Source organism: Campylobacter sp. CS_NA3 (genome assembly GCF_027797495.1).
Lineage (GTDB): Bacteria > Campylobacterota > Campylobacteria > Campylobacterales > Campylobacteraceae > Campylobacter_B.
Genome location: NZ_CP115609.1, coordinates 1,396,694 through 1,418,509, shown reverse-complemented (window position 1 = coordinate 1,418,509; position 21,816 = coordinate 1,396,694). Strand labels below are relative to the sequence as shown.

Genomic DNA, 21,816 nt, shown 5'->3' with positions numbered 1-21,816 from the left:
ATTAAGCCCTAAATTTCGCATTTTCTAAATTTAGCAAAAACTCTTTTTTATCCAGCCCGTATGCGTAGCCTGTGAGTTTGCCGCCACTGCCGATAACTCTGTGGCATGGGATAATTATAGCGATAGGATTTGCTCCCACTGCCCTACCTACGGCTCTGGCAGACATTTTTGGAATTTGTCTTTTTAGTGCGATTTCGCGCGCAATTTCGCCGTAAGTTGTGGTCGCCCCAAAAGGAATTTGCATTAAAATTTGCCAAATTTCAAGCTGAAAATCGCTACCAATTAGTGAAATTTTAGGTGTGAAATTTGGTAAATTTCCGCTAAAATAAATGTCCAACCACGCGCAGGTATCCCCAAAAATTTGCAAATTTTGCTCTTTAAATTCTGCGCCAAATTCGCTAAATTTGCCAAATTTAAGTGCGCTCAAATTTGCTCCATCGCTTTGCATAAAAATTTCGCCAAGCGGGGAGTTATAACGCCAAAAATATTTCATAAGCTTTGCTTTTTTTCTAAATTTGGCAAGAAAAACGCCATGATTAGTGGCAAAACGCAAACCCCGCAAAGCGTATATAAAACATAACCAAGTCCAAATTTATCGGCTATTAAGCCCAAAATCGGCGCAAAAATCCCACCAATACTAACAGTCAGCCCAAATGTAACGCCAGAAGCAAGCCCAACGCGGTTTGGTAAATATCCTTGCCCAAGTGCGATAATCGGGCTATAAGAAAGTGCTAGAAAAATGCCAAGCGGTGCCAATAAAACCACAGCAAAGCCCAAATTTTGCGCGGTTGCTAACATTATCATAATCGGCAAAAGGCAAAGAAATGAGATTTTTATCATCTTTGTAAAGCCGAATTTATCGGCAAATCTGCCACCAAGAAGGGTAAAAATCGCGCTCACGCCGATATATGCGCTTAATAGCGTGTTTGCGTAAGCCTTACTTTGGTCAAATTCGTAGATAAAATAAAGTGCCAAAAATGTATTAAATCCGTGAAAAATGATAGAACGCCCGCAGATTAACGCCATGAGTTTATAAAATCCGCCCCAGTCATCGACGCCGTTAGTTTGGGTGTTTGTGGCTGTTTTGGGGGCGATTTCACCAAGTTTTTTAAATTCGGCGTAAAAAAATCTATACAGGGTACTAACGCAAATTTGCGGAATTATGAAAATTAGTGTCCCTTTTAGCCCAAACACACTAATAATCGCTGTCATAAAAAGCGGACCCAAAGAAAATCCCAAAATCCCGCCAAATGAGAAAATACCGATATTTTGGGCTTTGTTGTGCGGATTAGAGCATTTATTTATGGCTCTTGCGGCTTGTGGGTGAAACATCGCCACGCCAGTTCCTGTAATCATCACGACCGCGCAAAGCAGGGCAAATGAGGGCGCGATGCCACTTAGCGCGATACCGCCACCTGCTAAAATAAGACCTAGCGGGATAATGTAAGGCATATTTTTCTTATCAGCGAGCGAGCCAAAAACGGGCTGGATTAGCGAGCCCACGATATTTGAGACCATGACTAGGCTAGCTGCGGTTGCGTAATCGTAGTGATAGCTGGCGATTAAAAACGGCAAAATCGCCACGAGTGCGCCTTGATTTATATCACAGCACAAATGCGAAAATGCCAAAATATAGACAAATTTATTTTTCATTTTACTTGTTTTTATTATAAATTTAGGCAATTATATCAAATTTGCTACAAATTTAAATAAAAACGATAAAAATGAGTGAAAAAATATAACTTTAAGCAAATTTTTACCTAAATATCAATGATAAATTTGCAAAAACAATTATTAAATTTAAAGCCCTTTTAAGTGCAAAAAGCTCGAATTTAGCGATATTTTTCGCAAAATTTTGGTTAAATTTAGTTATTTTTTATATTAAACAATATAGTAAGAATTTAAGCCGTTTTTGATTGATTATTTAAAAAAAATATGTTACTATTTGAAACTTGTTAAAAAATTATTTTATTATGGAGGTAAGACGATGAGTCTATTTGGTAAATCGAAAAAATTTTTCGTTTCATCACTTTGTGTAGTTGCTTTGGGTGCTGCTATTGTTGGCTGCCAAAACAATTCAGGCAACTCAGGCGATAGCAAAGCTGCTACAAAAGCAGAAGCTAACTATCCGTCAGGTAACCTTGACTTAGTTGCTCCGGCAGGTGCAGGTGGCGGTTGGGATACAACAATCCGCATGGTTGCTAAAACTCTAAGCGACACAGGCATTGTAAAAGCTCCTATGCCAGTTAGAAATGCTCCGGGTGCTGGTGGTGCGGTTCATCTAAGCACATTACAAGCAGCAAACAAAAAAGCTGATCCAAACACAATTACTGTTTATTCACCGCCTATTTTGTTCTTTAACCTAAACGGTTCTAGCCCTTATGGTTTCCGTGATACAACGCCTTTGGCAAGACTAATTGCTGATTATGCTGCATTCGTTGTTAAAGCAGATTCTCCATATCAAACAATCCACGATGTTATGGAAGCACTAAAAGAAAATCCAAAAGCTGTTAAAATCGGCGGAACTTCTGCGATTGGCTCTATGGACCATGTTCAATTCCTAATCATCGCACAAGCTGCTGGTGTTTCAAATATCGGTAAAATCGACTATGTTCCGTTCGATGACGGCGACGGTCCTGCTCAACTATTAGGCGGACATATTGATCTATTCTCAACAGGTCTATCAGATGTTAAAGGCTTGGTTGAAAGTGGCGATTTAAGAGTTTTAGCTCAAACAGCTGAAAAACGAATTGGCGAAGGCAAAATGGCTGAAATTCCAACTTGTATCGAAAGCGGAATCAACGCAACTTTCATTAACTGGCGTGGTCTATTTGGCACACCTGATATGCCGGGCTATGCGGTTAAATTCTGGCGAGATGCTCTAAGAGCACTACAAGATACAAAAGAATGGACACAAGTTTGCAAGGAAAAAGGATGGGATAACATCTATATGGATGCTCCTGAATTCGTAAGATTCTTGGAAAAAACAGAGGGCGAGTATATCGGAGTTATGAAAGAAATCGGTATGCTTAAAAAATAAATCTGAATTTGCCTATGAACCTAGTTCATAGGCATTTTTTATGTTTAAATTTAATTTTATGGAGCTCATATGTCGCTTTCAGTTATATCATCATTTCTTTTAACGGTTTTAGGTATAGTGTATGCGGTTGCTACATTTATGTTGCCCGAAGCCGCATTAGGCAGACCGCACGAGCCAAAAATTTTTCCTGCTATGTTAGCTATTTTTTTAATTGTGTGCGGTACAATTTTGCTTGTAAAAGAATTTAAGGCTCAACAACTCGAAAAAAAACAATACGGGGGCATAAGCAGAATTTCTGCAAAATATGTTCTTCAAATATTATTAACTGTCGTAAATGGCGTAATTTATACGCTTATATTTAATCAGATAGGATATGTTTTTTCAACAATTATATTTTTGATACTTCAATTTTTAATCTTTGGCGGAGTTAAAAATTTAAAATACGGAATAATTGTTTCCATTATTTTTTCTTTGGCTATATATTTTATCTTTAATAATCTACTTGGCATTATTTTGCCTAGCTCAGCATTAGGCTTTATATAAAGGAATTTGGTTATGGATAGTTTGCAATTATTAATGCAAGGTTTTGGTGTTGCACTAGAACCTATGAATATATTTTGGGTTACGCTTGGTGGCGTGTTAGGAACTATCGTAGGAATGTTACCTGGTCTTGGACCTGCTGCTGGTGTTGCGATACTTTTACCACTAACATTTTCTATGGGAGCCGTTCCTGCGCTTATTACTATGGCGGGAGTTTATTACGGTGCGATGTATGGCGGTTCTAGATCATCAATTCTAATCAATACACCGGGAGACGGCGCTGCGATTGCTGCTATGTGGGACGGTTATCCTATGGCACAGCAAGGCAGAGCAGAAGCAGCACTTGCTATCTCGGCTATTGCTTCGTTTTTTGGCGGCTTGATAGCTACTATCTTTATGGTATTTTTATCGATCCCCGTTGCTAAATTTGCACTGAAATTTGGACCTGCCGAGTATTTCTTGCTTTTTGTTTTTGCATTAACGGCAACTGCGGTTATGGAAAAACAACGCCTAAAAGGTTTTGTTATGATGATTGTAGGTCTTATGATAAGCACGATTGGCTTAGATCCGCAATCAGGCGTTCAAAGATTTACATTTGATCTGTTATCGCTTCACGGCGGTATCGATTTTCTAATCGTAATCATTGCAATATTTGCGTTTGGCGAAGTTTTAAGAAGCTTTGAAAATATCGGCGAAGGTAAAAAACAAGTTCAGAAAAAATTCGGTCGAATTTGGATTACAAAAGAAGACTGGATGTTAAGCAAGGGTGCTATTTTTAGAAGTGCCCCTATGGGATTTTTAATCGGCGTACTTCCTGGTGCCGGTGGAACGGTGGCTGCGATTATGGCGTATAATACACAAAAATCGTTCTCAAAACAACCTTATAAATTTGGCAAAGGTGCAATAGACGGTGTTGCTGCTCCTGAATCAGCTAATAACGCAGCTTCTGTTGGAGCTATGATTCCTATGCTGACTTTGGGTGTTCCTGGATCTGGAACGACTGCCGTTATGCTTGGAGCTTTGACTATTTTAGGTATGCAGCCAGGACCATTGCTATTTCAAAATCAATCAACCATCGTTTGGGGATTAATCGCCAGTATGTTTGTGGGAAATGTCATTTTGGCTTTTGTAAATATCCCGCTTGCTGGGCTCTTGGTAAGGGTTTTATCTGTTCCACCAAAAATTTTATATCCAGTAGTCTTAGCTTTCACATTTTTAGGTGTTTATGCTATAAGTGCAGCTACAAGTGATTTTTACATATTACTTATATTTGGAATTATTGGCTATTTGCTATCAAGGGCAAATTTTCCTATGACGCCACTAGTTCTAGCGTGTATCGTAGGAAAAGGCATGGAACAATATTTTAGAAAAGCTTACAAACTTCATGACGGAGATTTGAGCATTTTTGTCGGTTCTCCTTTGTGCTGGACTTTTATTGTTTTAACTGCTTTGGTTGTCCTGCTTCCTGTGATTAGAGGCAAATTTAAAAAAGAATCTAAAAACAACAAAAACACTTTTTAATCTAATCTAGCCCGAATTTACTCAAATTCGGGCTCTTTCTTATAATACTATCATCTCTGTTAATTTGTAGAATTAGGCAATAAATTTGGAGAATTGTTCTATTAAATTTCTAACCAAATTTGGTAAAATTTTTACGAAATTTAACTACTCGTAAGGAAATTTTATGCAAAGACGAAGTTTTTTGAAAAATTCTATGGCGTTGGGGGCTGTGGCATTGGGCTTAAATCCACTTTTTGCAAATGAAATTTTAGGAGAAAATATGCAAAATTCATCAAATTTAGTTCCAAATTTTATTTTAAATAACGGCGCAAAAATCCCTATTTTAGGATACGGGACTTGGGATATTCGTGGCAAAGATGGGCTTAGAGCCATAGAAAATGCCCTAGAAGTGGGCTACCGCCACATTGACTCAGCGCAGTATTACCGCAACGAAGACATTGTGGGCGAAGCTGTGCAAAATAGCGGAATAAAACGAGATGAAATTTTCGTAACTTCAAAGCTAATGTGGGGCGCAAATGTGGGCTTTGAGGGTGCAAAAAGGGCAGTTTATGAAAGCCTAGATGCGCTTAAATTTGATTATATAGATTTGTATCTAATCCACGCTCCTTATGGTGATATTAAGGGCATTTGGGCTGGATTTTGCGAGCTAGTAGAAAAGGGGCTAATAAAATCAATCGGCGTTAGCAATTTTAGCGTGGATTTAGTGCGAGAGCTTTGCGATGAATTTGCTATAAAGCCTGTGCTTAATCAAATCGAGCTTCACCCTTTCAAACAGCAAATTCGTGCGCAAAACGGGCTTGATAAGCTAGGTGTCGCCACTCAGGCTTATTCGCCTTTTGGCTCAGGTAGTGCGAAAATTTTAAAAAATGAAACGCTTCAAAAAATCGGCGAGAAATACGGCAAAACGGCAGCACAAGTTATTTTGCGTTGGCAAATCCAAAGAAATATCATCACTATCCCAAAAACCGCGACAAAGTCCCGTATGATCGAAAATATTAGCATTTTTGATTTTAATTTAAGCGATGATGATATGAGAGAGATTGCAAATTTAAATAGATAAATTTAAAAACCAAAATTTAAGGAGCAAAAAATGGCAATTATTAATGTCGATATTCAAAAATCCTACCACATTTTAAACCACGGTGCCACGACGATAGTCTCGGCTGAATTTGACGGAGTGGCAAATGCTATGGCGGTTACTTGGGTGTGTCCGCTTGATTACGACAAAGTCACGATAGTGCCACACAATGGCTCATTTACACGCACTCTCATCGAAAAAAGCGGATATTTTGCCGTGCAAATTCCGGTTTTTACGCAAAAAGATTTGCTTTTAAATTTGGGTGATGAAAACAATTCTCGCTTCGACAACCCGCATAAAATGGACGGCATGGAGCTGTTTTATAAAGATGACTTCAAAGTCCCGCTAGTCGCAGGTTGCGCTGCGTGGATTATTTGCAAGGTTATTCCAGAGCCTCACAACGAGCAAACTTATGACCTTTTTATCGGGCAGGTTGTGGCAGCTTATGGCGACGATAGGGTTTTTGACGGCAGCCACTGGCATTTTGATGAAGTGGGCGATGAGCTAAAAACGCTTCATTATGTCGCAGGGAAAAAATTTTATCTTGACGGCAAAGGCGTGTGAATTTAGCAAATTTAAGGAGCAAATATGTCAAAAATTCTACTCATAAACGGCAGTCCGAACAAAAACGGAAGCACAAATTTAGCGTTAAGCGAAATCGCAAAAGAGCTTGAAAACAACGGCGTTCAAAGCGAAATTTTATACCTTGGCAAAAAAGCGATAAATGATTGCATTGCCTGTTTTTCTTGCGCTAAAACTGGGCGTTGTGCCATAAAAGACGATCTCGTAAATGACATAATCCAAAGGCTTGATGAATTCGACGGCATCGTGGCTGGAAGCCCTGTGTATTATGCCGGACCCACAGCTAGAATTCAGGCGTTTTTGACAAGGCTTTTTTTCGCGGGCGGAAATAAATTTAGCGGTAAAATCGGCGCAAGTGTCCTTATAGCTAGGCGTGGCGGGGCTAGTGCGAGTTTCGATAGGCTAAATAAATTTTTTACGATTGCAAATATGTTTTTGGCTGGTTCGCAGTATTGGAACGAAGCCCACGCCATGACGCCTGATGACCTTCCAAAGGACGAAGAGGGCTTGCAGACCATGCGAACACTAGCCAAAAATATCGCTTGGTTTGTCAAAAACAAAGAATTTGCCAAAAATGCTGTTGCTATGCCTGAGTATGAAGAGCAAATTTTGACAAATTTCATCAGATAAATGCGCAAAAATTTATCGTAGGCAAATTTAAAATGAACAAAGCGAAATTTAAAGATAAATTTGACTTGCTTTTTGAGATAAAGCGCGAAGAATTCAAGCTTTTGCTTTACAGCGCGTTTTTTATTGTTTCGCTTTTTTGCTCGTATGCGCTTTTGCGCCCGATTCGCGACGCTCTTGGGATTCACGGCGGAAGCGACGAGCTAAAATGGCTATTTTTAGGCACTTTTGTCGCCACGCTTGTTTGCTCTATTTTAGCTATGTGGCTAAGCGGGGCTATTAGGCGCAAACTCTACACCGACGCCATTTTTATATTTTTTGCCCTAAATTTGCTAGGATTTTTCGTGGCTATGAGATTTATTGACGCCCAAAGCCCCGCATTTGCCACACTTTGCAGGGTTTTTTACATTTGGGTTAGCGTTTTTAATCTCTTTGTCATAAGCTCGGCTTGGAGCGTCCTAGCAGATGTTTTTAGCAAAGAAACTAGCAAATCAATGTTTGGCATAATCAGCGCAGGAGCTAGTTTGGGTGGGATTGCGGGGGCTGGTTTGGTTAGCTTTTTGCGAGAAGTTTCGACGCAAAATTTCATATTTTTATCGGCGTTTTTGCTACTTTTTGCCTTGATTTTAAAAAATTTAATCATAAAAGAGGGGTTAAATTTGCTCCAAAACGAGAGTGAAAAAGCAAATTTCACTCAAAAATTCAGCACTCCCCTACCTAGCAAAAATCCGCTTGATGGTTTTAAAATCATCACTAAATCACCTTATTTGCTATCTTTTGTAGGCTTTGTTTTATTGCTAACAAGTGTTAGCACATTTTTATACATGGAACAAGCCAGAATCGTCCGAGCCGTCTTTGAGACACGCGAAGCCAGAGCCGCAGCCTTTGCAAACATCGATCTCATCGTGCAAAGCGCTAGTTTTTTTATACAAATTTTCCTAACGGCAAAAATCGCTAAATTTTTTGGCATAAAGTGGCTTTTGGCTCTGCTTGGATTTGTGATTGCGCTCGGATTTATTATGCTAAGCTTCACGCACCCAGCATTTTGGGGCATTGCGCTTGTGATGAGTCTGCGTCGTATCGGCGAATACGCCCTTGTAAAACCAGCTCGCGAAATGCTTTTTGTCCCGCTTGATAGCGAGAGCAAATACAAGGTCAAAAACTTCCTTGACACGGTCGTTTATCGCGGCGGAGACGCGCTCTCATCGCAAGTTGAAAGCGTAGCGCTGGCTAAATTTGGCGTGAGTGGAGTTTTGATTTTAGGCGCAATAATTTCGTTTGTATGGGGAATTTTGGGTCTAAATTTAAGTAAAAAATATGAGAAATTAAAATAAAATTTGCAGAATTAGGCAATAAAAGGAGAAATTATGAAATACACAAATTTAGGGCAAACTGACATTAAAATTTCACAAATTTGCCTTGGTTGTATGGGTTTTGGCAGACCAAATCCAAACTTTCTTACTTGGACTGAGGCGGACGAGAAAACCTGCGAAAAGGTCGTCGCAAGGGCGTTAGAGCTAGGCATAAATTATTTTGATACTGCAAATGTCTATACAAACGGCGATTCTGAGATTTATCTAGGCAAGGCGCTTCGAAATTTAGGCGTTAAACGCGAAGATGTCATCATCGAAACTAAGGTATTTTTCAACGAAGGCAAACTAAGCAAAACGGCAATCATGCGTGAAATCGAAGGCTCACTAAAACGCCTAAATATGGACTATGTCGATGTGTATATGATACATCGCTTCGACTACGACCACGAAATTTATGAGACTATGAGCGCTTTGCACGAATTAGTAAAAGCTGGAAAAGTCCGTGCGCTTGGAGCTAGTGCGATGTATGGTTATCAGTTTTTTAACATGCAACTATGTGCCGAAAGGGAAAATTTAACCAAATTTAGCGTTATGCAAAACCATTATACCCTGATTTATAGGGAAGATGAGCGAGATTTGATCCCTGTGTGTAGGCAGTTTGGCACCAGTATCGCGCCGTATAGTCCGCTAGCTGGCGGTCATCTAGCACACACTTCGTGGGACGGGTATTCAAAACGCGTAAATGAAGACAAGGTTTTGCGCGTAAAATACGATGAATTTAAAGAAAGCGACCTTAAAATCATCGCTAGGATTGATGAAATAGCAAAAAATCGTGGCGTAAATATGGCGCAAATCGCTTTGTCTTGGCACTTTGCTAAGGGCGTGGATAGTCCTGTGCTAGGAGCAATCAAAACAGAGCATTTAGACGACTGGGTAAAAGCCCTTGAAATCAGCCTTGATGAGAGTGAAATCAAATACCTTGAAGAGCTGTATGTCCCGCACAAAGTGGTAGGCGCTATCAACAAAGGCGGCCCAGAGCGGATCGAGCGAAAATAAAATTTGTAGGATTAGGCAAGGAATTTACTTAGGCAAAATCGCCTAAGTAAATTCATAACGCATTGTATCCACTAAACGCTAGGACTTCCACTTTGTCATTTTCAATTATTATTGATATTGCAAAATTCCGTCTTTTGATAACGCCTTTAAAAAATGCACTTGCGCGTTCGCTTTGCGAATTTACGCTAAAACCTTGTGATTTTAGATAATCTAAATTTTGTGATTTTATGGTTTGTATAACTTGTGGTTTTAGATATTTTGTGATATTTCCGTCTGAATTCGAGATTTTTTTAGCCAAAATTATTTCACCCACCAAATAGCTTGGCTCTTTAAAAGCATAATTATAAAATTTCACACTAACAAAAGGTAAGACAATGAAAACAAAAATCAAAGCAAAACCAACCATTTGCCTTTTGGTTTTTTTATCTTGTTTGAAATAAAAATACAAAGAAAAAAGGAAGAAAATAGCACTTATGGGATAGTATAAAATCGCAAAAAAATTACCACTCAGTTGCATAAAAACGGCATAAAAAAATGAAATAAAACATAGCAAAAGTGCCAAAAATCCAAAAAATTTACGCAAATTTAACCACATTATAAACCTTTTTTATATCCATTTTTATGAATTTAATTTCAAAATTATATAAAATTTAAGATAAATTTTTAAAACAATTAAAATTTGCAGGATTAGGCAAGGAATTTGGAGTATTGTTCTATGAATTTTGCTCTCAAATTTGCTAAAATTTCATCAAATTTGCCGAAAGGATTTTTATGCAAAGAAGAGAATTTTTAAAAAATTCTGCAATCTTGGGTAGCGTGGCGCTATTTGGCGGTGCGTTAAATTTAAATGCAAATTCGCAAAATTTAAAAGGAGAAGCTATGAAATTTATCACTTTAAATGATGGCAACAAAATACCTATTTTAGGATACGGCGTGTATCAAATCCCACAAAACGACACCCAAAGGTGCGTTGAAGACGCCATTAGCGTAGGATACCGCTCTATCGACACGGCTCAGGCATATCAAAATGAGCTTGGCGTGGGCGCGGCGGTAAATTCGGCTATTAAAGGTGGAATTAAGCGAGAAGAGTTTTTTATCACAACTAAAATTTGGGTTAGCAACGCGACAGAAAGTGGCGTTTTACGCAGTTTTGAAGCTAGTATGAAAAAGCTGGGCTTAGATTATCTTGATTTGCTTTTACTTCATCAGCCTTACAACGATGTTTATGGGGCGTGGCGCGCAATGAGTAGGCTAAAAAACGAAGGACGCATAAAATCAATCGGCGTTAGCAATTTTTATCCCGATCGCTTAGTGGATTTCGCCATAAACAACGAAATCAAACCCGCCGTTAATCAAATCGAGCTAAATCCATTTCATCAGCGCAAATTTGACCGCGAAATCGCCAAAAAGTATGGCATAGCGGTGCAAAGCTGGGCTAGTTTTGGCGAGGGTAGAAACGATATGTTTAACAACCCGATTTTGAAAAAAATCGGCGAGAAATACGGCAAAACGGTAGCTCAAACGATTTTGCGCTATCTTATCCAGCTTGACATTATCGTCATACCAAAAACCACTCGCAAAGAGCGTATGGTTGAAAATTTCAGCGTTTTTGACTTCGAACTTGACGCAAACGATATGCAAACAATCGCTGATATTGACGAGCAAACATCGCTATTTAATGATTTCAACCATTTAGACCCAAAAACAGTAGAAATGCTAAACGGCTGGAAACTGCCTGATTAACGGGCTTTGCGAGGCGAAAAATGAGTAAAAAAAGCCAAAAACAGCTAACCGACATTTTTCTGGCGTTTTTGTTAATTTTGCTTATGAGTTCGCAATCTACCGAGCAAAGAGCGCACGAATATATCGGCGTTTTTGCTCTTTTTATAGTTTTAATTCACCAAATTTTAAACTCGTGGTGGTATAGGCTCAAAATTTTAAAAAATTCATCAAATTTGGCTCAAAATTTCATAAATTTCTCCTATCGGAAATGCACTATCGGTGCATTATTCAGGCGGTGCGAGTTTGAGCGATGATATAAGGGCATGGCTAAATGCTAACGGAATTTTGGTAAAATAAAATTTGCAAAATTAGGCAAGAAATTTAAGAAAAAATATGAAAAAAGTTATCATCATAAACGCAAGTCCAAGGAAAAATTTCAACACGGCTGAGGTTTTAAAATCTAGCGAAAATGGTGCGCAAAGCGTTGGCGCACAGACTGAGTTTATAAATTTAATCGATATAGATTTTAAGGGCTGTATAAGTTGTTTCGCCTGTAAAAGAAAGGGCAAAAGTCTAGGCGAACTTTGCGCCGTAAAAGACGGAGCAAGAGAAATTTTAGAAAAAATAATCAACGCCGATGCCCTAATAATCGGCTCTCCGATTTATGATTTTTATCCAACCGGCATGTTTAGAAACCTCTTAGAGCGTATGCTTTTTGCCGGCGGATCGTATATGCTAGATGAAAACGGCAATTACATAATGAATTTGAAGAAAAAAATCCCAGTCGGGCTAATTTATACGATGAACGCGACAAAGGAGCAGATCGCGCAGCATAACATGGAAGCGATGTGGAGCGGAAACGAGCTCGGGCTAAAAATGGTCTATGGACACTGCGAGACGCTTTTGGTGTGCGATACTTACCAGTTTAAGGACTATTCGAAGTATGATTGCAATATGTTTAGCGAACCGCACAAAAAAATGGTGCGAGATACGCAGTTTCCGATAGATTTAGATAATGCGTTTGAGCTTGGCAAAAGACTTACGCAAATGGAGTTGTAAAATTTACACTAGAAATTAAAAAATTATATTAAATTTTTATAATTTGTAGAATTAGGCAATAAATTTGGAGAATTGTTCTAGTTGATTTTTTTCATTTTAGATAAAATTTCCTTGTAAAAAATTTATTTTTAATCAAGGAGAAAAGATGAAAAAGGCATTAAGTTCATTGGCGTTAGGTACGATTTTAGCGACAAGTTTGGTCGCCAAAGGCGAAGCGGATATGCCAAAAAATGTAACAAGCGACTGGGACAAAGTTTTTGCCAAAAGCGAAAAAGTTGATCACAAAAAAGTAGCTTTCAAAAACCGCTACGGAATTGTAATCGTTGCGGATTTATACACTCCAAAAAATATGAACGGCAAACTCCCTGCAATCGCCATTTCTGGCCCTTATGGCGCAGTCAAAGAGCAATCTAGCGGACTTCACGCGCAAACCCTAGCCGAGCGGGGATTTGTAACACTAGCCTTTGACGGCAGTTTCACAGGCGAGAGCGGCGGCGATGTGCGCGACATTTCAAGCCCTGATATAAACACAGAAGATTTTAGCGCGGCCGTGGATTATCTAGGTGTGCAAGACTTCGTCGATAGAGAAAAAATCGGCATTATCGGAATTTGTGGCTGGGGCGGATTTGCTCTAAATGCTGCTATCAGCGATACTCGCATAAAAGCTGTCGTGGCAACCACGATGTATGATATGACACGCGTTACGGCAAAAGGATACAACGACAGCGTAAATGAAAATGCTAGGTATGAAGCCAAAAAAGCTCTAAATTTGCAACGCTGGACGGACTTTGAAAACGGCAAAACAAGTTATGGGGCAAACGGGCTTTCAGGCGTAAAAGATAGCGACGCGCTATTTTTGCGTGAATATAGAGATTATTACCGCACAGATCGCGGCTATCACAAACGCTCGATAAATTCGCAAAATGCGTGGAGCAACACAGACGCGTTAGCGCGTATGAGCGATAAAATTTTAACCTACGCTAACGAGCTTAGGGCGCCTGTTTTACTAGCTCACGGCGAGATTGCTCATTCGCGCTATTTTAGCGAAGACGCATTTAAGGAGCTTGGAAGCAAAAACAAAGAGCTTTTTATCGTTTCTGGAGCTAGCCACACGGATTTATATGATAAAAAAATTCCGTTTGATAAATTTGAAGAATTTTTCAAGGCAAATTTGAAATAATTTCTCTTAAATTTGGCAAATTTAGCTCAAATTTGCCAAATTTTTGAAAGGATAAAAATGAGAGTTTTTAAACTATTTTTTGCCATAATTTTATGGTTAAATTTGGCATTTGGAGGCGAGATGAGAGTAGAATTTAGCTGTGAAAATGTCCGTGCAGTGGCGATTTTAAACGATACTAGCGCGGCAAAGAGTTTTTATGAAAATTTGCCATTAACGCTAAACTTGAAAGACTACGCAGGGCGAGAAAAAATCGCGGATTTACCCGTGCGACTAAATTTTGCTGGTGATCCCAGCTCGGACGGCAAAGTTGGCGATTTAGGCTATTTCTCGCCGTGGGGAAATTTGGTGCTATTTTACAAAGCGCAACCCTACTACGACGGACTGATCAATCTTGGCAAATTCGAAAGCGGTTTTGATGAAATCATAAAATGCGAGAAAATTTTAATCCAAAAAGCGAAATAGCAAACTTTAATTTTAAACAAAAATGTGGAAAAATTTAAAAAAAGTGGCCGGGAGATAGGGATTCGAACCCCAGGAGGCTTTCACCTCAACGGTTTTCAAGACCGCCGCTTTCGACCGCTCAGCCATCTCCCGAAAATTTAACAAAGTTATTTTGTTTTTTCTCCGACCCACTCGGCTCCGTCATGAACCTTGTCTTTGGACCATTGATAAGCGTTGTTTGTGTCTTCTTTAACACCATGCCAAGTATTTGAGCAACCCGCAAAAAATAGTAACGATACAAAAATCATAGCTAAATAACGCATTTTCTCTCCTTTAAAAACTTGGAGGCGACACCCGGATTCGAACCGGGGGTAAAAGCTTTGCAGGCTTCTGCCTTACCACTTGGCCATGTCGCCATGCACTAAACTTAAACCTTATGGTGCCCGGAGCCGGACTTGAACCGGCACGGAAGAAAAAATTCCGAGGGATTTTAAGTCCCTTGCGTCTACCAATTCCGCCATCCGGGCAACGCTTATAAACAAAATTAAAAAACAAATGGAGCGGGAAACGAGAGTCGAACTCGCGACATCGACCATGGCAAGGTCGCGCTCTACCACTGAGCTATTCCCGCAAACATTAAAGTGAATTGAAATATTATCCAATATAAGCTTAAAAATTTATTTTATTTTGCAAATTTTGGTTAAATTTGTGAATTTTTGACGATAAATTTGGCTAAATTTAGCCAAATTTGACAAATTTTTTGCGATACTCCGTCAAATTTCAAAATAACATAAGAAAAAAATTGTAAAATTACGGAATTATTATTTAATCGCTTTTGGGGTTATAGCTCAGCTGGGAGAGCGCTTGAATGGCATTCAAGAGGTCGGCGGTTCGATCCCGCTTAACTCCACCATTAATTTTATTAAACAACTACTCAAAATTTATCACTCAAATGTCCTATTTGGCGCATAAATTTCCATTAAAGCTAAAATTTCATTAACTTTTTATATACTTTCGCTTTGGGAACAATCAAATTTTTAAAATTCAATGAAGAGGAAAATCTATGCTTACAAATCCTGTGTTGCTTAGTATCATAATTATGATGGTGCTGTGTTTGCTTCGTTGCAATGTAATGTTAGCTATTTTGATTTCGGCTATGTGTGCTGTGTTTTTAAGTAGCACTGCGATTGAAAATCCGCTTTCGCTTTTTATCGACGGTATGGGCGGAAACCTTGAAACTGCGCTTTCTTATGTGCTTTTGGGCGTTATCGCAAGTGCGATCGCAAGGACGAATTTGACGGCGATTTTGGTAAATAAGGTTTCAAGTGTAATCTCAAACAAAAAATACCTTTTCATCGCTTCGATTGCCTTTTTTTCGTGCTTTTCACAAAATTTAGTCCCTGTTCATATCGCTTTTATTCCGATTTTGATACCGCCTTTGCTAAAAGTTATGAATTTGCTAAAAATCGATAGAAGAGCCGTGGCGTGTGCTTTGACCTTTGCGTTACAAACGCCGTATATGGCACTTCCGCTTGGTTTTGGTTTGATATTTTTTGGACTAATCCAAAAAAATATGACTGAAAACGGCATAGCTGTGAATTTGAGCGACATAAGCTCTGTTATGTGGCTAACGGCGATTCCTATGCTTTTTGGGCTTATTTTGGCGATTTTTGTTTATCGAAAGCCACGCGAATATCAAGAAATCGCAACGCAAGTTGATGAAAAATTTGAAAATCTTAAATTTGGTCGCCAAGAAATAGGCGTTTTGCTTGGCATTATCGTATCATTTGCAATCCAGCTAATAAGCGGTTCTATGCCGCTTGCTGCGCTTGTGGGCATTATCGTTATGATAGTAACGGGCGGAATAGTTTATAAAAATCTTGATAAAACTTTTCAAGACGGCATTGTTATGATGGGCTATATCGCTTTTGTTATGCTTGTTGCGGCAGGTTATGGTGCGGTTATAAAAGCCACAGGCGGGATTGCCGAGCTAGTAAATTTTGCTGCCGGACTAAGCGGTGGCAAATTCGGTGGCGTTTTGCTTATGATTTTGATAGGTTTAGTCATCACAATGGGCATAGGAAGCAGTTTCGGAACAATTCCGATAATCGCAACGATTTATTGTCCTTTGGCATTAGAGCTTGGTTTTAGTGCGGCTGCGACGATTTTGATTATCGGCATAGCAGCAGGAATTGGCGATGCCGGAAGCCCTGCTAGTGATAGCACACTAGGTCCAACGGCTGGTCTAAATGCAGACGGACAGCACAATCACATTTATGATACTTGTGTGCCGACATTTTTGTTTTTTAATATCCCGTTAATCGTCTTTGGCGTGGTTTTTGCAATGTTTTTATAAGGAGTGAAAATGGAAGTAAAGCTTTTAAATTTTACACCACTTTGGGTTTGTTCTAATGCGATACGCACTTGTTGGCAAAGTTTCGATAAAGGCGATAATGGTGGCGAAAAAGACATAGAGCTAATCGATAGAGTAGGGAATAAATTTAAACACGCTTCCACGCTTGAACATTTGAGTTACAATTTTTATTTAAAGGGCATTTCAAGGGCATTGTTGCAAGAACTAGCCCGTCACCGCATGGCAAATTTATCAGTTAAATCGACCCGCTACACGCTAAAAGAGCTAAAAAACGAGAGTGAATTTAAGCGGGGAGATTTTGAAAACGCTTCTCGCTATATAGTGCTAACAGGCAACGAAATAGTCGATAACGCCGGAATTTTAGCACTTGAAAATTTACGCCAAATTTTGCAAACGCCTATTAGCCTTGATATTGCAAAATACTGCCTACCTGAGTGCTATAAAACGGAGCTTTCATGGAGTATAAACGCACGAAGTTTGCAGAATTTTCTCTCTCTTCGCACGAGCAAATCGGCATTGTGGGAGATAAGAAATTTAGCGAATTTGATATATGAAGCGTTGCCTGATGAGCATAAATTTATATTTGAAAACTGCCTAAATAGGGAGTAGGGGTTGGATTTGAAGTTGAAACCAGCCTAGCTTTTCCACAAATGGGGCAACGATAGACGAAATAAGTCTTATCTTTTGCCCCGTTTGTGAAAAATCGTCGGCATTCGTAATCCAAATTCGGATTGAAAGAAATTTTAATAAATTTTTTGATAGTTTCTGCACTTATTAACGATAGGGTAACTTCGCTTGAAATTACCTAAATTTGCATCTTACTACGCCTACTCTGTCTTGAATATTTTTTAAAATTATGTAAAATCGTCGGCATACGCAGTTCAAATTTAGGTTGAATTATTTTTGTAAATTTGTTAGATTTGTCATTGCGAGAATTTTGCGTTAGCAAAATTCGTGGCAATCGCCAATGGTTAAATTTGAAATTTCTAGATTACTTCGTTCGCTTCACTCTTTCGCAATGAGAAATTTAGACCAAAACAAATTTGTAGAATTAGGCAATAAATTTGGAGAATTGTTCTATCAAGTTTAGGTATAAATTTGCTAAAATTTCACAAATTTAAACGCAAGGAGAAGTTATGCAAGATTTTAGTTTTTATAATCCGACCAAAATCGAATTTGGCAAAGGCAAAGAAAAAAACATAGGCTCGTATATGAGCGAGTTTGGCGCAAAAAGAACGCTTGTGGTTTATGGAAGCGATCGCGTTAAAAAAAGCGGTCTTTTTGAAGTGGCGATAAATTCGCTAAAAGCTAATGGTATCGAATTTACCGAGCTTGGCGGTGTAAAAAGCAATCCTGTGCTAACAAAGGTGCGAGAAGGCGTAAAAATCGCAAAAGAATTTAAAGCTGACAGCGTGCTAGCAATCGGCGGCGGAAGCGTGTTAGATAGCTGTAAAGCAATCGCAGCGGGTGCAGTTTATGACGGCGATGTGTGGGATTTTTTCGTAAATAAAAGTGCCGATAGGGCGTTGATGATTTTTGATATTATCACTTTGGCAGCAACCGGTTCAGAGATGAACCGCGGCGGCGTAGTTACAAACGAAGAAACCAAAGAAAAATTTGGCTGTGACGGCGTGGCTTTGTATCCAAAAGTATCAGTCATAAATCCTGAGCTTCAAGCAACCGTGAGTAAAGAGTATTTAGTTTATTCAGCAAGCGACATCATCGCGCACTCTATCGAAGGCTATTTTACTGCAAGTGCCCACCCTGAGCTAATTAGAGCCTACATAGAAGCAAATATAAAAACCGTTATGAAAACGACTGAAATTTTGCTAAAAGAGCCTGAAAACTACGAAGCTAGGGGCGATTTTGCGTGGGCTGCGACAATGGCGCTTAATGGACTAACCTATGTCGGCATTAGCGGATATTCTTATCCAAATCACATGATAGAACACGCCATTAGCGCAGTAACTGACTGCCCACACGGAGCGGGTCTGAGCGTAGTAATGCCGGCGTGGATGAAATTTTACAAAGAACGAAATTTGAATGCATTTGAGCGATTTGCAAAAGAGATTTTTGGGCTAAATTCTGCTGATGACGGCATAAACGCACTCAAAGCGTGGTTTGAAAAAATCGGCACCCCGACAAAACTTTCACAAGTCGGCATAGATAATTCAAATTTAGATGAAATCATAAATTTAGCAAATTCTTACACGAATTCGTGGGGCGGAAGCGAGATTTACACAAAAGAAAATTTAGCCAAAATTTTTGAAATGGCGAAATAAGTGCAATTTATAAAATTATCTGAATTTAAAATTAAATAATCAGAAATTTCTTTTAAGGGGGAAGTGGGCTGACTTGCGAAGCGCCCCCTTCCCCCTTAACAACCCCCAACCCCTGCACGCTCAATGTGGCAAATTTTTAGAAAAAAGAGAAAACTTTTTTCTAAAAATTTGCGAATTTTAAATTAAAATTTTGCTAAAATTCAAAGAAATTTGCAAAGCAAAACTGCGGAAAGGTTTTTTATGGAAATCATTGAAAATAGGAAACTTGCCGTTTTAATCGACGGCGATAACGCAAGTGCGGAAAAAGTTGAAGAGCTTTTTGAAGAAATCGCCAAATTTGGCACCGCAAATGTCAAGCGAATTTACGGCGACTGGACGAGCGACGGCTTAAAATCGTGGAAGGAAAAACTGCTTGATTTTGCGATTGTGCCGATTCAACAATTCGCCTACACAAAGGGCAAAAACGCCACCGATATGCAACTTATCATTGACGCTATCGACCTGCTCCACGAGACTTCGCTGGACGGATTTTGTATCATTAGTAGCGACAGCGACTTTACGCCGCTAGTATCTAGGTTGCGTCAAAGCGGAAAAATGGTTTATGGTTTTGGCAAAAAACAGACCCCAAAAGCCCTAATCAAGGCGTGTAATCAATTTATCTATGTTGAAAATTTAGGCGAAGATGATAACGCAGCGGCAAATTCACAAACACAAAAAAACCTGCCTACTACCCAACAAGTCCTTGACGGAGGTATCAAAACTCTACTTTTTAGTGCAATCAAAGCCAAAAGCGATGAAATGGGCTGGGCGTATGTTAGCGGAATTAGCAATTATATAAACGGCATAAACCCCGATTTTGACCCACGAAGCTACGGATATGCAAAAATTTCAAATATGTTAAAAAATCTTGGAAATTTACAGTTTAAGGTCGATGAACAAAGTCGTATGTTTTGTCGTAAAATCCCACTTGGTAAGCTATATGCACTTTTACGCGAGTTGCCAAGCGATTTTAAAGACCAAAACGGCTGGATAAAAATCGATGATAAACTCGATAAAGTCGTCAAAGAAAAATGGGATTATACAGAATATGGTTTAACGCTCCACAAAGCACTTCAAAAGCTTTATAATGCCGAAATGAAAGACGACAAAATCAAGCTAAATTTGAACTGAATTTACAAGGCGAATTAGTCGCCTTGTAAATTTTTTAAACTGCTTTTTCGATATTTCAGCGACGCAAAAAGCGATAACGCAATCAAAGCAAAACTTATCGTGCCGGTTAGGATTTCGCCCACTTCGTAGAAAATTTTCAAAAACATTATCACGGCAAGGGCTAAAATAGCGTAATGTGCGCCGTGTTCAAGGTAGATTAGCTCGGTAAGTGTGCCTTTTTTAACAAGATAAATCGTCATACTTCGCACAAACATCGCTCCGCTTCCAAGCCCAATCATAATGATAAAAATGTTTTCGCTTAATGCAAACGCCCCGATAACGCCGTCAAAACTAAAACTGGCATCCAACATTTCAAGGTATAAAAAGCCTGCAACGCCGTTTTTTACGGCACCTTTGCTAAAAAATTTATCAAAAGATGAAACTGCCACAAAGGCAAAAATCGCACTAAAATAAATCGCCAAATATGTCAAATTTGCCGTTTTTGCATACAAAATTCCGCCAAAAATAGCGGCGATTAAAACTGAAATTCCGCGAATTCGGCTTAAATTTCGCACAAGGGCGTTGTTTTCTAAAAAGCCCAACCAAAAGACATTTCGTTCTCTATCGAAAAAGAAATTGAAAAAAACCATTAGCAAAAATCCGCCGCCAAAAATGTAAATTTCTTCTTTTGCTTCGCTTAAAATTTCGTGGTAGCGATCAGGGTTTTGAAAAGCTAAGAAAAAAGTTTCAAAAATGCCTATTTTAGCGGCGATTGCGACTATTAAAAGCGGAAAGAAAAATCGCATACCAAAAACTGCCACAGGTATGCCCCATACGATGAAACGGCGTTGCCAAAGCTCACTCATTTGCTCTAAAACTTTGGCATTTACAACGGCATTATCAAAACTAAGGCTAACTTCTAAAATGCAGAGCAAAAAGCAGATATAAACGGCACTTGCTCCACCTAAAAAATATGCGCAAAATAGCCCAAAAATGGTAATTATAAACGATGAATAAAAATATCTCAAAACCTGCTCCAAAAATTTTGCCAAGAGCGATTTTAGCAAATTTTAGCTTTATTAAAGAAATTTGGCGTAAAATTGAGCAAGATTAAATTTGGAGTATGGCGTGTTTTTTGGGGACGACGAAGTAGGCAAAAACGCTGAGATTTGCGGAATCGACGAAGCAGGGCGTGGCTGCGTGGCAGGACCGCTTTGTGTTGCAGGGTGTGTTTTAAAAAAGCAAATAAACGGATTAAATGATAGCAAAAAACTTAGCGAAAAACGCAGAAACGAGCTTTTTAAAGAAATCACGGCAAATTCTCACTATAAAATCGTTGAATTTTCTAGCGCACAAGTAGATGAGCTAGGGCTTAGCAAGTGCCTAAAAACGGCACTTGAAACGATAGTGGAATTTTTCAAAGATTTTGATTGCGAGATTATTTATGACGGCAATACGACCTTTGGCGCTAGTGGTTTTAAAACGCTCGTAAAAGCCGATGCTAGCGTGTCAGCCGTGAGTGCGGCTAGTATTTTGGCAAAGGTAACACGAGATAAAAAAATGATAGAATTTGATAAAGAATTCCCTGAGTATGGCTTTAAAAAAAACAAAGGTTACGGCTGTAAAGCGCATATCGAAGCGATTGAGAAATTTGGCTTATCGCCGTGTCATAGAAAAAGCTTTAAAATCAAATCTTTGTCGCAAAAATCGTTGTTTTAGATTTTTTGCAATTGAATTCAGCCTAGCTTTTCCGCAAGACGGGCAACGATAGACGAAACAAGTCTTATCTTATGCCCGTCTTGCGAAAAATCGTCGGCATTTGTTATTTAATTTGCATTGAATTTTTTTGTAA

At 39.0% G+C, this 21,816-nt stretch carries 23 protein-coding genes and 5 tRNA genes; 19 read left to right on the top strand and 9 right to left on the bottom strand.

Annotated elements, in window-relative coordinates:
- Position 1 precedes the first annotated feature (1 nt).
- Positions 2–493: a methylated-DNA--[protein]-cysteine S-methyltransferase gene (locus PF026_RS07220; RefSeq protein WP_270864082.1), complete on the bottom strand. Its 492-nt coding sequence runs from the start codon at positions 491–493 to the stop codon at positions 2–4.
- A complete protein-coding gene (locus PF026_RS07215; RefSeq protein WP_270864081.1) occupies positions 490–1,653 on the bottom strand; it encodes an MFS transporter in 1,164 nt (387 codons plus the stop codon). Before PF026_RS07215 ends, PF026_RS07220 begins: the two co-directional genes overlap by 4 nt.
- Before the next feature lie 334 nt (positions 1,654–1,987).
- On the opposite strand from PF026_RS07215, the gene PF026_RS07210 reads away from it, so the two are divergent.
- The 8 genes from PF026_RS07210 to PF026_RS07175 all read left to right on the top strand — a co-directional run bounded on the left by PF026_RS07210 (position 1,988) and on the right by PF026_RS07175 (position 9,757).
- On the top strand, positions 1,988–3,040 hold the full coding sequence (locus tag PF026_RS07210) for a tripartite tricarboxylate transporter substrate binding protein (protein WP_270864080.1): 1,053 nt from the start codon (positions 1,988–1,990) through the stop codon (positions 3,038–3,040).
- A 69-nt stretch (positions 3,041–3,109) separates the two neighbouring features.
- Positions 3,110–3,583, top strand: a complete 474-nt coding sequence (locus PF026_RS07205; protein WP_270864079.1) for a tripartite tricarboxylate transporter TctB family protein — start codon at positions 3,110–3,112, stop codon at positions 3,581–3,583.
- A 12-nt stretch (positions 3,584–3,595) separates the two neighbouring features.
- Positions 3,596–5,101 carry a tripartite tricarboxylate transporter permease gene (locus PF026_RS07200; RefSeq protein WP_270864078.1) on the top strand — a complete coding sequence of 502 codons (1,506 nt, stop codon included), beginning with the start codon at positions 3,596–3,598 and terminating at the stop codon, positions 5,099–5,101.
- A 163-nt stretch (positions 5,102–5,264) separates the two neighbouring features.
- A complete protein-coding gene (locus PF026_RS07195; RefSeq protein WP_270864077.1) occupies positions 5,265–6,161 on the top strand; it encodes an aldo/keto reductase in 897 nt (298 codons plus the stop codon).
- 30 nt (positions 6,162–6,191) lie between these two features.
- Positions 6,192–6,743, top strand: coding sequence for a flavin reductase family protein (locus PF026_RS07190; RefSeq protein WP_270864076.1), 552 nt, complete (start codon positions 6,192–6,194; stop codon positions 6,741–6,743).
- 24 nt (positions 6,744–6,767) lie between these two features.
- A complete protein-coding gene (locus tag PF026_RS07185) occupies positions 6,768–7,391 on the top strand; it encodes a flavodoxin family protein (RefSeq protein ID WP_270864075.1) in 624 nt (207 codons plus the stop codon).
- A gap of 32 nt (positions 7,392–7,423) precedes the next feature.
- The gene (locus tag PF026_RS07180) at positions 7,424–8,722 is read left to right on the top strand and encodes an NTP/NDP exchange transporter (RefSeq protein WP_270864074.1); all 1,299 of its coding nucleotides are present in this window, start codon (positions 7,424–7,426) and stop codon (positions 8,720–8,722) included.
- 33 nt (positions 8,723–8,755) lie between these two features.
- Positions 8,756–9,757, top strand: a complete 1,002-nt coding sequence (locus PF026_RS07175) for an aldo/keto reductase (protein ID WP_270864073.1) — start codon at positions 8,756–8,758, stop codon at positions 9,755–9,757.
- Between the two features lie 52 nt (positions 9,758–9,809).
- Here the strand turns inward: PF026_RS07175 and PF026_RS07170 are convergent, their stop codons facing one another.
- Positions 9,810–10,274, bottom strand: a complete 465-nt coding sequence (locus tag PF026_RS07170) for a hypothetical protein (protein WP_270864072.1) — start codon at positions 10,272–10,274, stop codon at positions 9,810–9,812.
- Positions 10,275–10,528: 254 nt separating this feature from the next.
- On the opposite strand from PF026_RS07170, the gene PF026_RS07165 reads away from it, so the two are divergent.
- The 5 genes from PF026_RS07165 (at position 10,529) to PF026_RS07145 (ending at position 14,180) form a co-directional block, all read left to right on the top strand.
- On the top strand, positions 10,529–11,500 hold the full coding sequence (locus tag PF026_RS07165) for an aldo/keto reductase (protein ID WP_306558754.1): 972 nt from the start codon (positions 10,529–10,531) through the stop codon (positions 11,498–11,500).
- A 20-nt stretch (positions 11,501–11,520) separates the two neighbouring features.
- On the top strand, positions 11,521–11,793 hold the full coding sequence (locus PF026_RS07160) for a hypothetical protein (RefSeq protein WP_270864071.1): 273 nt from the start codon (positions 11,521–11,523) through the stop codon (positions 11,791–11,793).
- A gap of 79 nt (positions 11,794–11,872) precedes the next feature.
- Positions 11,873–12,538, top strand: a complete 666-nt coding sequence (locus tag PF026_RS07155; protein WP_270864070.1) for a flavodoxin family protein — start codon at positions 11,873–11,875, stop codon at positions 12,536–12,538.
- A 220-nt stretch (positions 12,539–12,758) separates the two neighbouring features.
- On the top strand, positions 12,759–13,718 hold the full coding sequence (locus tag PF026_RS07150; RefSeq protein WP_270864204.1) for an alpha/beta hydrolase: 960 nt from the start codon (positions 12,759–12,761) through the stop codon (positions 13,716–13,718).
- 57 nt (positions 13,719–13,775) lie between these two features.
- The gene (locus tag PF026_RS07145; protein WP_270864069.1) at positions 13,776–14,180 is read left to right on the top strand and encodes a cyclophilin-like fold protein; all 405 of its coding nucleotides are present in this window, start codon (positions 13,776–13,778) and stop codon (positions 14,178–14,180) included.
- 44 nt (positions 14,181–14,224) lie between these two features.
- On the opposite strand, the gene PF026_RS07140 is transcribed toward PF026_RS07145, so the two are convergent.
- From PF026_RS07140 to PF026_RS07120, 5 genes are all read right to left on the bottom strand, one after another.
- Positions 14,225–14,312, bottom strand: a tRNA-Ser gene (locus PF026_RS07140).
- Between the two features lie 14 nt (positions 14,313–14,326).
- On the bottom strand, positions 14,327–14,482 hold the full coding sequence (locus PF026_RS07135) for a hypothetical protein (RefSeq protein ID WP_270864068.1): 156 nt from the start codon (positions 14,480–14,482) through the stop codon (positions 14,327–14,329).
- Positions 14,483–14,501: 19 nt separating this feature from the next.
- Positions 14,502–14,575 (bottom strand) — tRNA-Cys (locus PF026_RS07130).
- Positions 14,576–14,596: 21 nt separating this feature from the next.
- Positions 14,597–14,686: transfer RNA gene (locus PF026_RS07125), tRNA-Leu, on the bottom strand.
- A 29-nt stretch (positions 14,687–14,715) separates the two neighbouring features.
- Positions 14,716–14,790, bottom strand: a tRNA-Gly gene (locus tag PF026_RS07120).
- A 206-nt stretch (positions 14,791–14,996) separates the two neighbouring features.
- On the opposite strand from PF026_RS07120, the gene PF026_RS07115 reads away from it, so the two are divergent.
- The 5 genes from PF026_RS07115 (at position 14,997) to PF026_RS07095 (ending at position 19,985) form a co-directional block, all read left to right on the top strand.
- Positions 14,997–15,072 (top strand) — tRNA-Ala (locus tag PF026_RS07115).
- Between the two features lie 150 nt (positions 15,073–15,222).
- Positions 15,223–16,515 carry a Na+/H+ antiporter family protein gene (locus tag PF026_RS07110; protein ID WP_270861104.1) on the top strand — a complete coding sequence of 431 codons (1,293 nt, stop codon included), beginning with the start codon at positions 15,223–15,225 and terminating at the stop codon, positions 16,513–16,515.
- A 9-nt stretch (positions 16,516–16,524) separates the two neighbouring features.
- Entirely contained in the window at positions 16,525–17,142 is a 618-nt protein-coding gene (gene thyX, locus PF026_RS07105; RefSeq protein ID WP_270864067.1) for an FAD-dependent thymidylate synthase, read from the top strand.
- Between the two features lie 527 nt (positions 17,143–17,669).
- On the top strand, positions 17,670–18,815 hold the full coding sequence (locus PF026_RS07100; protein ID WP_270864066.1) for an iron-containing alcohol dehydrogenase: 1,146 nt from the start codon (positions 17,670–17,672) through the stop codon (positions 18,813–18,815).
- A 240-nt stretch (positions 18,816–19,055) separates the two neighbouring features.
- The gene (locus PF026_RS07095; RefSeq protein WP_270864065.1) at positions 19,056–19,985 is read left to right on the top strand and encodes an NYN domain-containing protein; all 930 of its coding nucleotides are present in this window, start codon (positions 19,056–19,058) and stop codon (positions 19,983–19,985) included.
- 14 nt (positions 19,986–19,999) lie between these two features.
- Here the strand turns inward: PF026_RS07095 and PF026_RS07090 are convergent, their stop codons facing one another.
- Positions 20,000–20,992 carry a DUF475 domain-containing protein gene (locus tag PF026_RS07090; RefSeq protein ID WP_270864064.1) on the bottom strand — a complete coding sequence of 331 codons (993 nt, stop codon included), beginning with the start codon at positions 20,990–20,992 and terminating at the stop codon, positions 20,000–20,002.
- 100 nt (positions 20,993–21,092) lie between these two features.
- Between PF026_RS07090 and PF026_RS07085 the strand changes: the two genes are divergently transcribed.
- Positions 21,093–21,683, top strand: a complete 591-nt coding sequence (locus PF026_RS07085; protein ID WP_270864063.1) for a ribonuclease HII — start codon at positions 21,093–21,095, stop codon at positions 21,681–21,683.
- Positions 21,684–21,816 lie beyond the last annotated feature (133 nt).

What these genes read in the sequence shown, in the direction of transcription:
- PF026_RS07220 (WP_270864082.1), bottom strand. Translation starts at nt 493, where the DNA reads ATGAAATATTTTTGGCGTTATAACTCCCCGCTTGGCGAAATTTTTATG.
- PF026_RS07215 (WP_270864081.1), bottom strand. Translation starts at nt 1,653, where the DNA reads ATGAAAAATAAATTTGTCTATATTTTGGCATTTTCGCATTTGTGCTGT.
- PF026_RS07210 (WP_270864080.1), top strand. Translation starts at nt 1,988, where the DNA reads ATGAGTCTATTTGGTAAATCGAAAAAATTTTTCGTTTCATCACTTTGT.
- PF026_RS07205 (WP_270864079.1), top strand. Translation starts at nt 3,110, where the DNA reads ATGTCGCTTTCAGTTATATCATCATTTCTTTTAACGGTTTTAGGTATA.
- PF026_RS07200 (WP_270864078.1), top strand. Translation starts at nt 3,596, where the DNA reads ATGGATAGTTTGCAATTATTAATGCAAGGTTTTGGTGTTGCACTAGAA.
- PF026_RS07195 (WP_270864077.1), top strand. Translation starts at nt 5,265, where the DNA reads ATGCAAAGACGAAGTTTTTTGAAAAATTCTATGGCGTTGGGGGCTGTG.
- PF026_RS07190 (WP_270864076.1), top strand. Translation starts at nt 6,192, where the DNA reads ATGGCAATTATTAATGTCGATATTCAAAAATCCTACCACATTTTAAAC.
- PF026_RS07185 (WP_270864075.1), top strand. Translation starts at nt 6,768, where the DNA reads ATGTCAAAAATTCTACTCATAAACGGCAGTCCGAACAAAAACGGAAGC.
- PF026_RS07180 (WP_270864074.1), top strand. Translation starts at nt 7,424, where the DNA reads ATGAACAAAGCGAAATTTAAAGATAAATTTGACTTGCTTTTTGAGATA.
- PF026_RS07175 (WP_270864073.1), top strand. Translation starts at nt 8,756, where the DNA reads ATGAAATACACAAATTTAGGGCAAACTGACATTAAAATTTCACAAATT.
- PF026_RS07170 (WP_270864072.1), bottom strand. Translation starts at nt 10,274, where the DNA reads ATGCAACTGAGTGGTAATTTTTTTGCGATTTTATACTATCCCATAAGT.
- PF026_RS07165 (WP_306558754.1), top strand. Translation starts at nt 10,529, where the DNA reads ATGCAAAGAAGAGAATTTTTAAAAAATTCTGCAATCTTGGGTAGCGTG.
- PF026_RS07160 (WP_270864071.1), top strand. Translation starts at nt 11,521, where the DNA reads ATGAGTAAAAAAAGCCAAAAACAGCTAACCGACATTTTTCTGGCGTTT.
- PF026_RS07155 (WP_270864070.1), top strand. Translation starts at nt 11,873, where the DNA reads ATGAAAAAAGTTATCATCATAAACGCAAGTCCAAGGAAAAATTTCAAC.
- PF026_RS07150 (WP_270864204.1), top strand. Translation starts at nt 12,759, where the DNA reads ATGCCAAAAAATGTAACAAGCGACTGGGACAAAGTTTTTGCCAAAAGC.
- PF026_RS07145 (WP_270864069.1), top strand. Translation starts at nt 13,776, where the DNA reads ATGAGAGTTTTTAAACTATTTTTTGCCATAATTTTATGGTTAAATTTG.
- PF026_RS07135 (WP_270864068.1), bottom strand. Translation starts at nt 14,482, where the DNA reads ATGCGTTATTTAGCTATGATTTTTGTATCGTTACTATTTTTTGCGGGT.
- PF026_RS07110 (WP_270861104.1), top strand. Translation starts at nt 15,223, where the DNA reads ATGCTTACAAATCCTGTGTTGCTTAGTATCATAATTATGATGGTGCTG.
- thyX (WP_270864067.1), top strand. Translation starts at nt 16,525, where the DNA reads ATGGAAGTAAAGCTTTTAAATTTTACACCACTTTGGGTTTGTTCTAAT.
- PF026_RS07100 (WP_270864066.1), top strand. Translation starts at nt 17,670, where the DNA reads ATGCAAGATTTTAGTTTTTATAATCCGACCAAAATCGAATTTGGCAAA.
- PF026_RS07095 (WP_270864065.1), top strand. Translation starts at nt 19,056, where the DNA reads ATGGAAATCATTGAAAATAGGAAACTTGCCGTTTTAATCGACGGCGAT.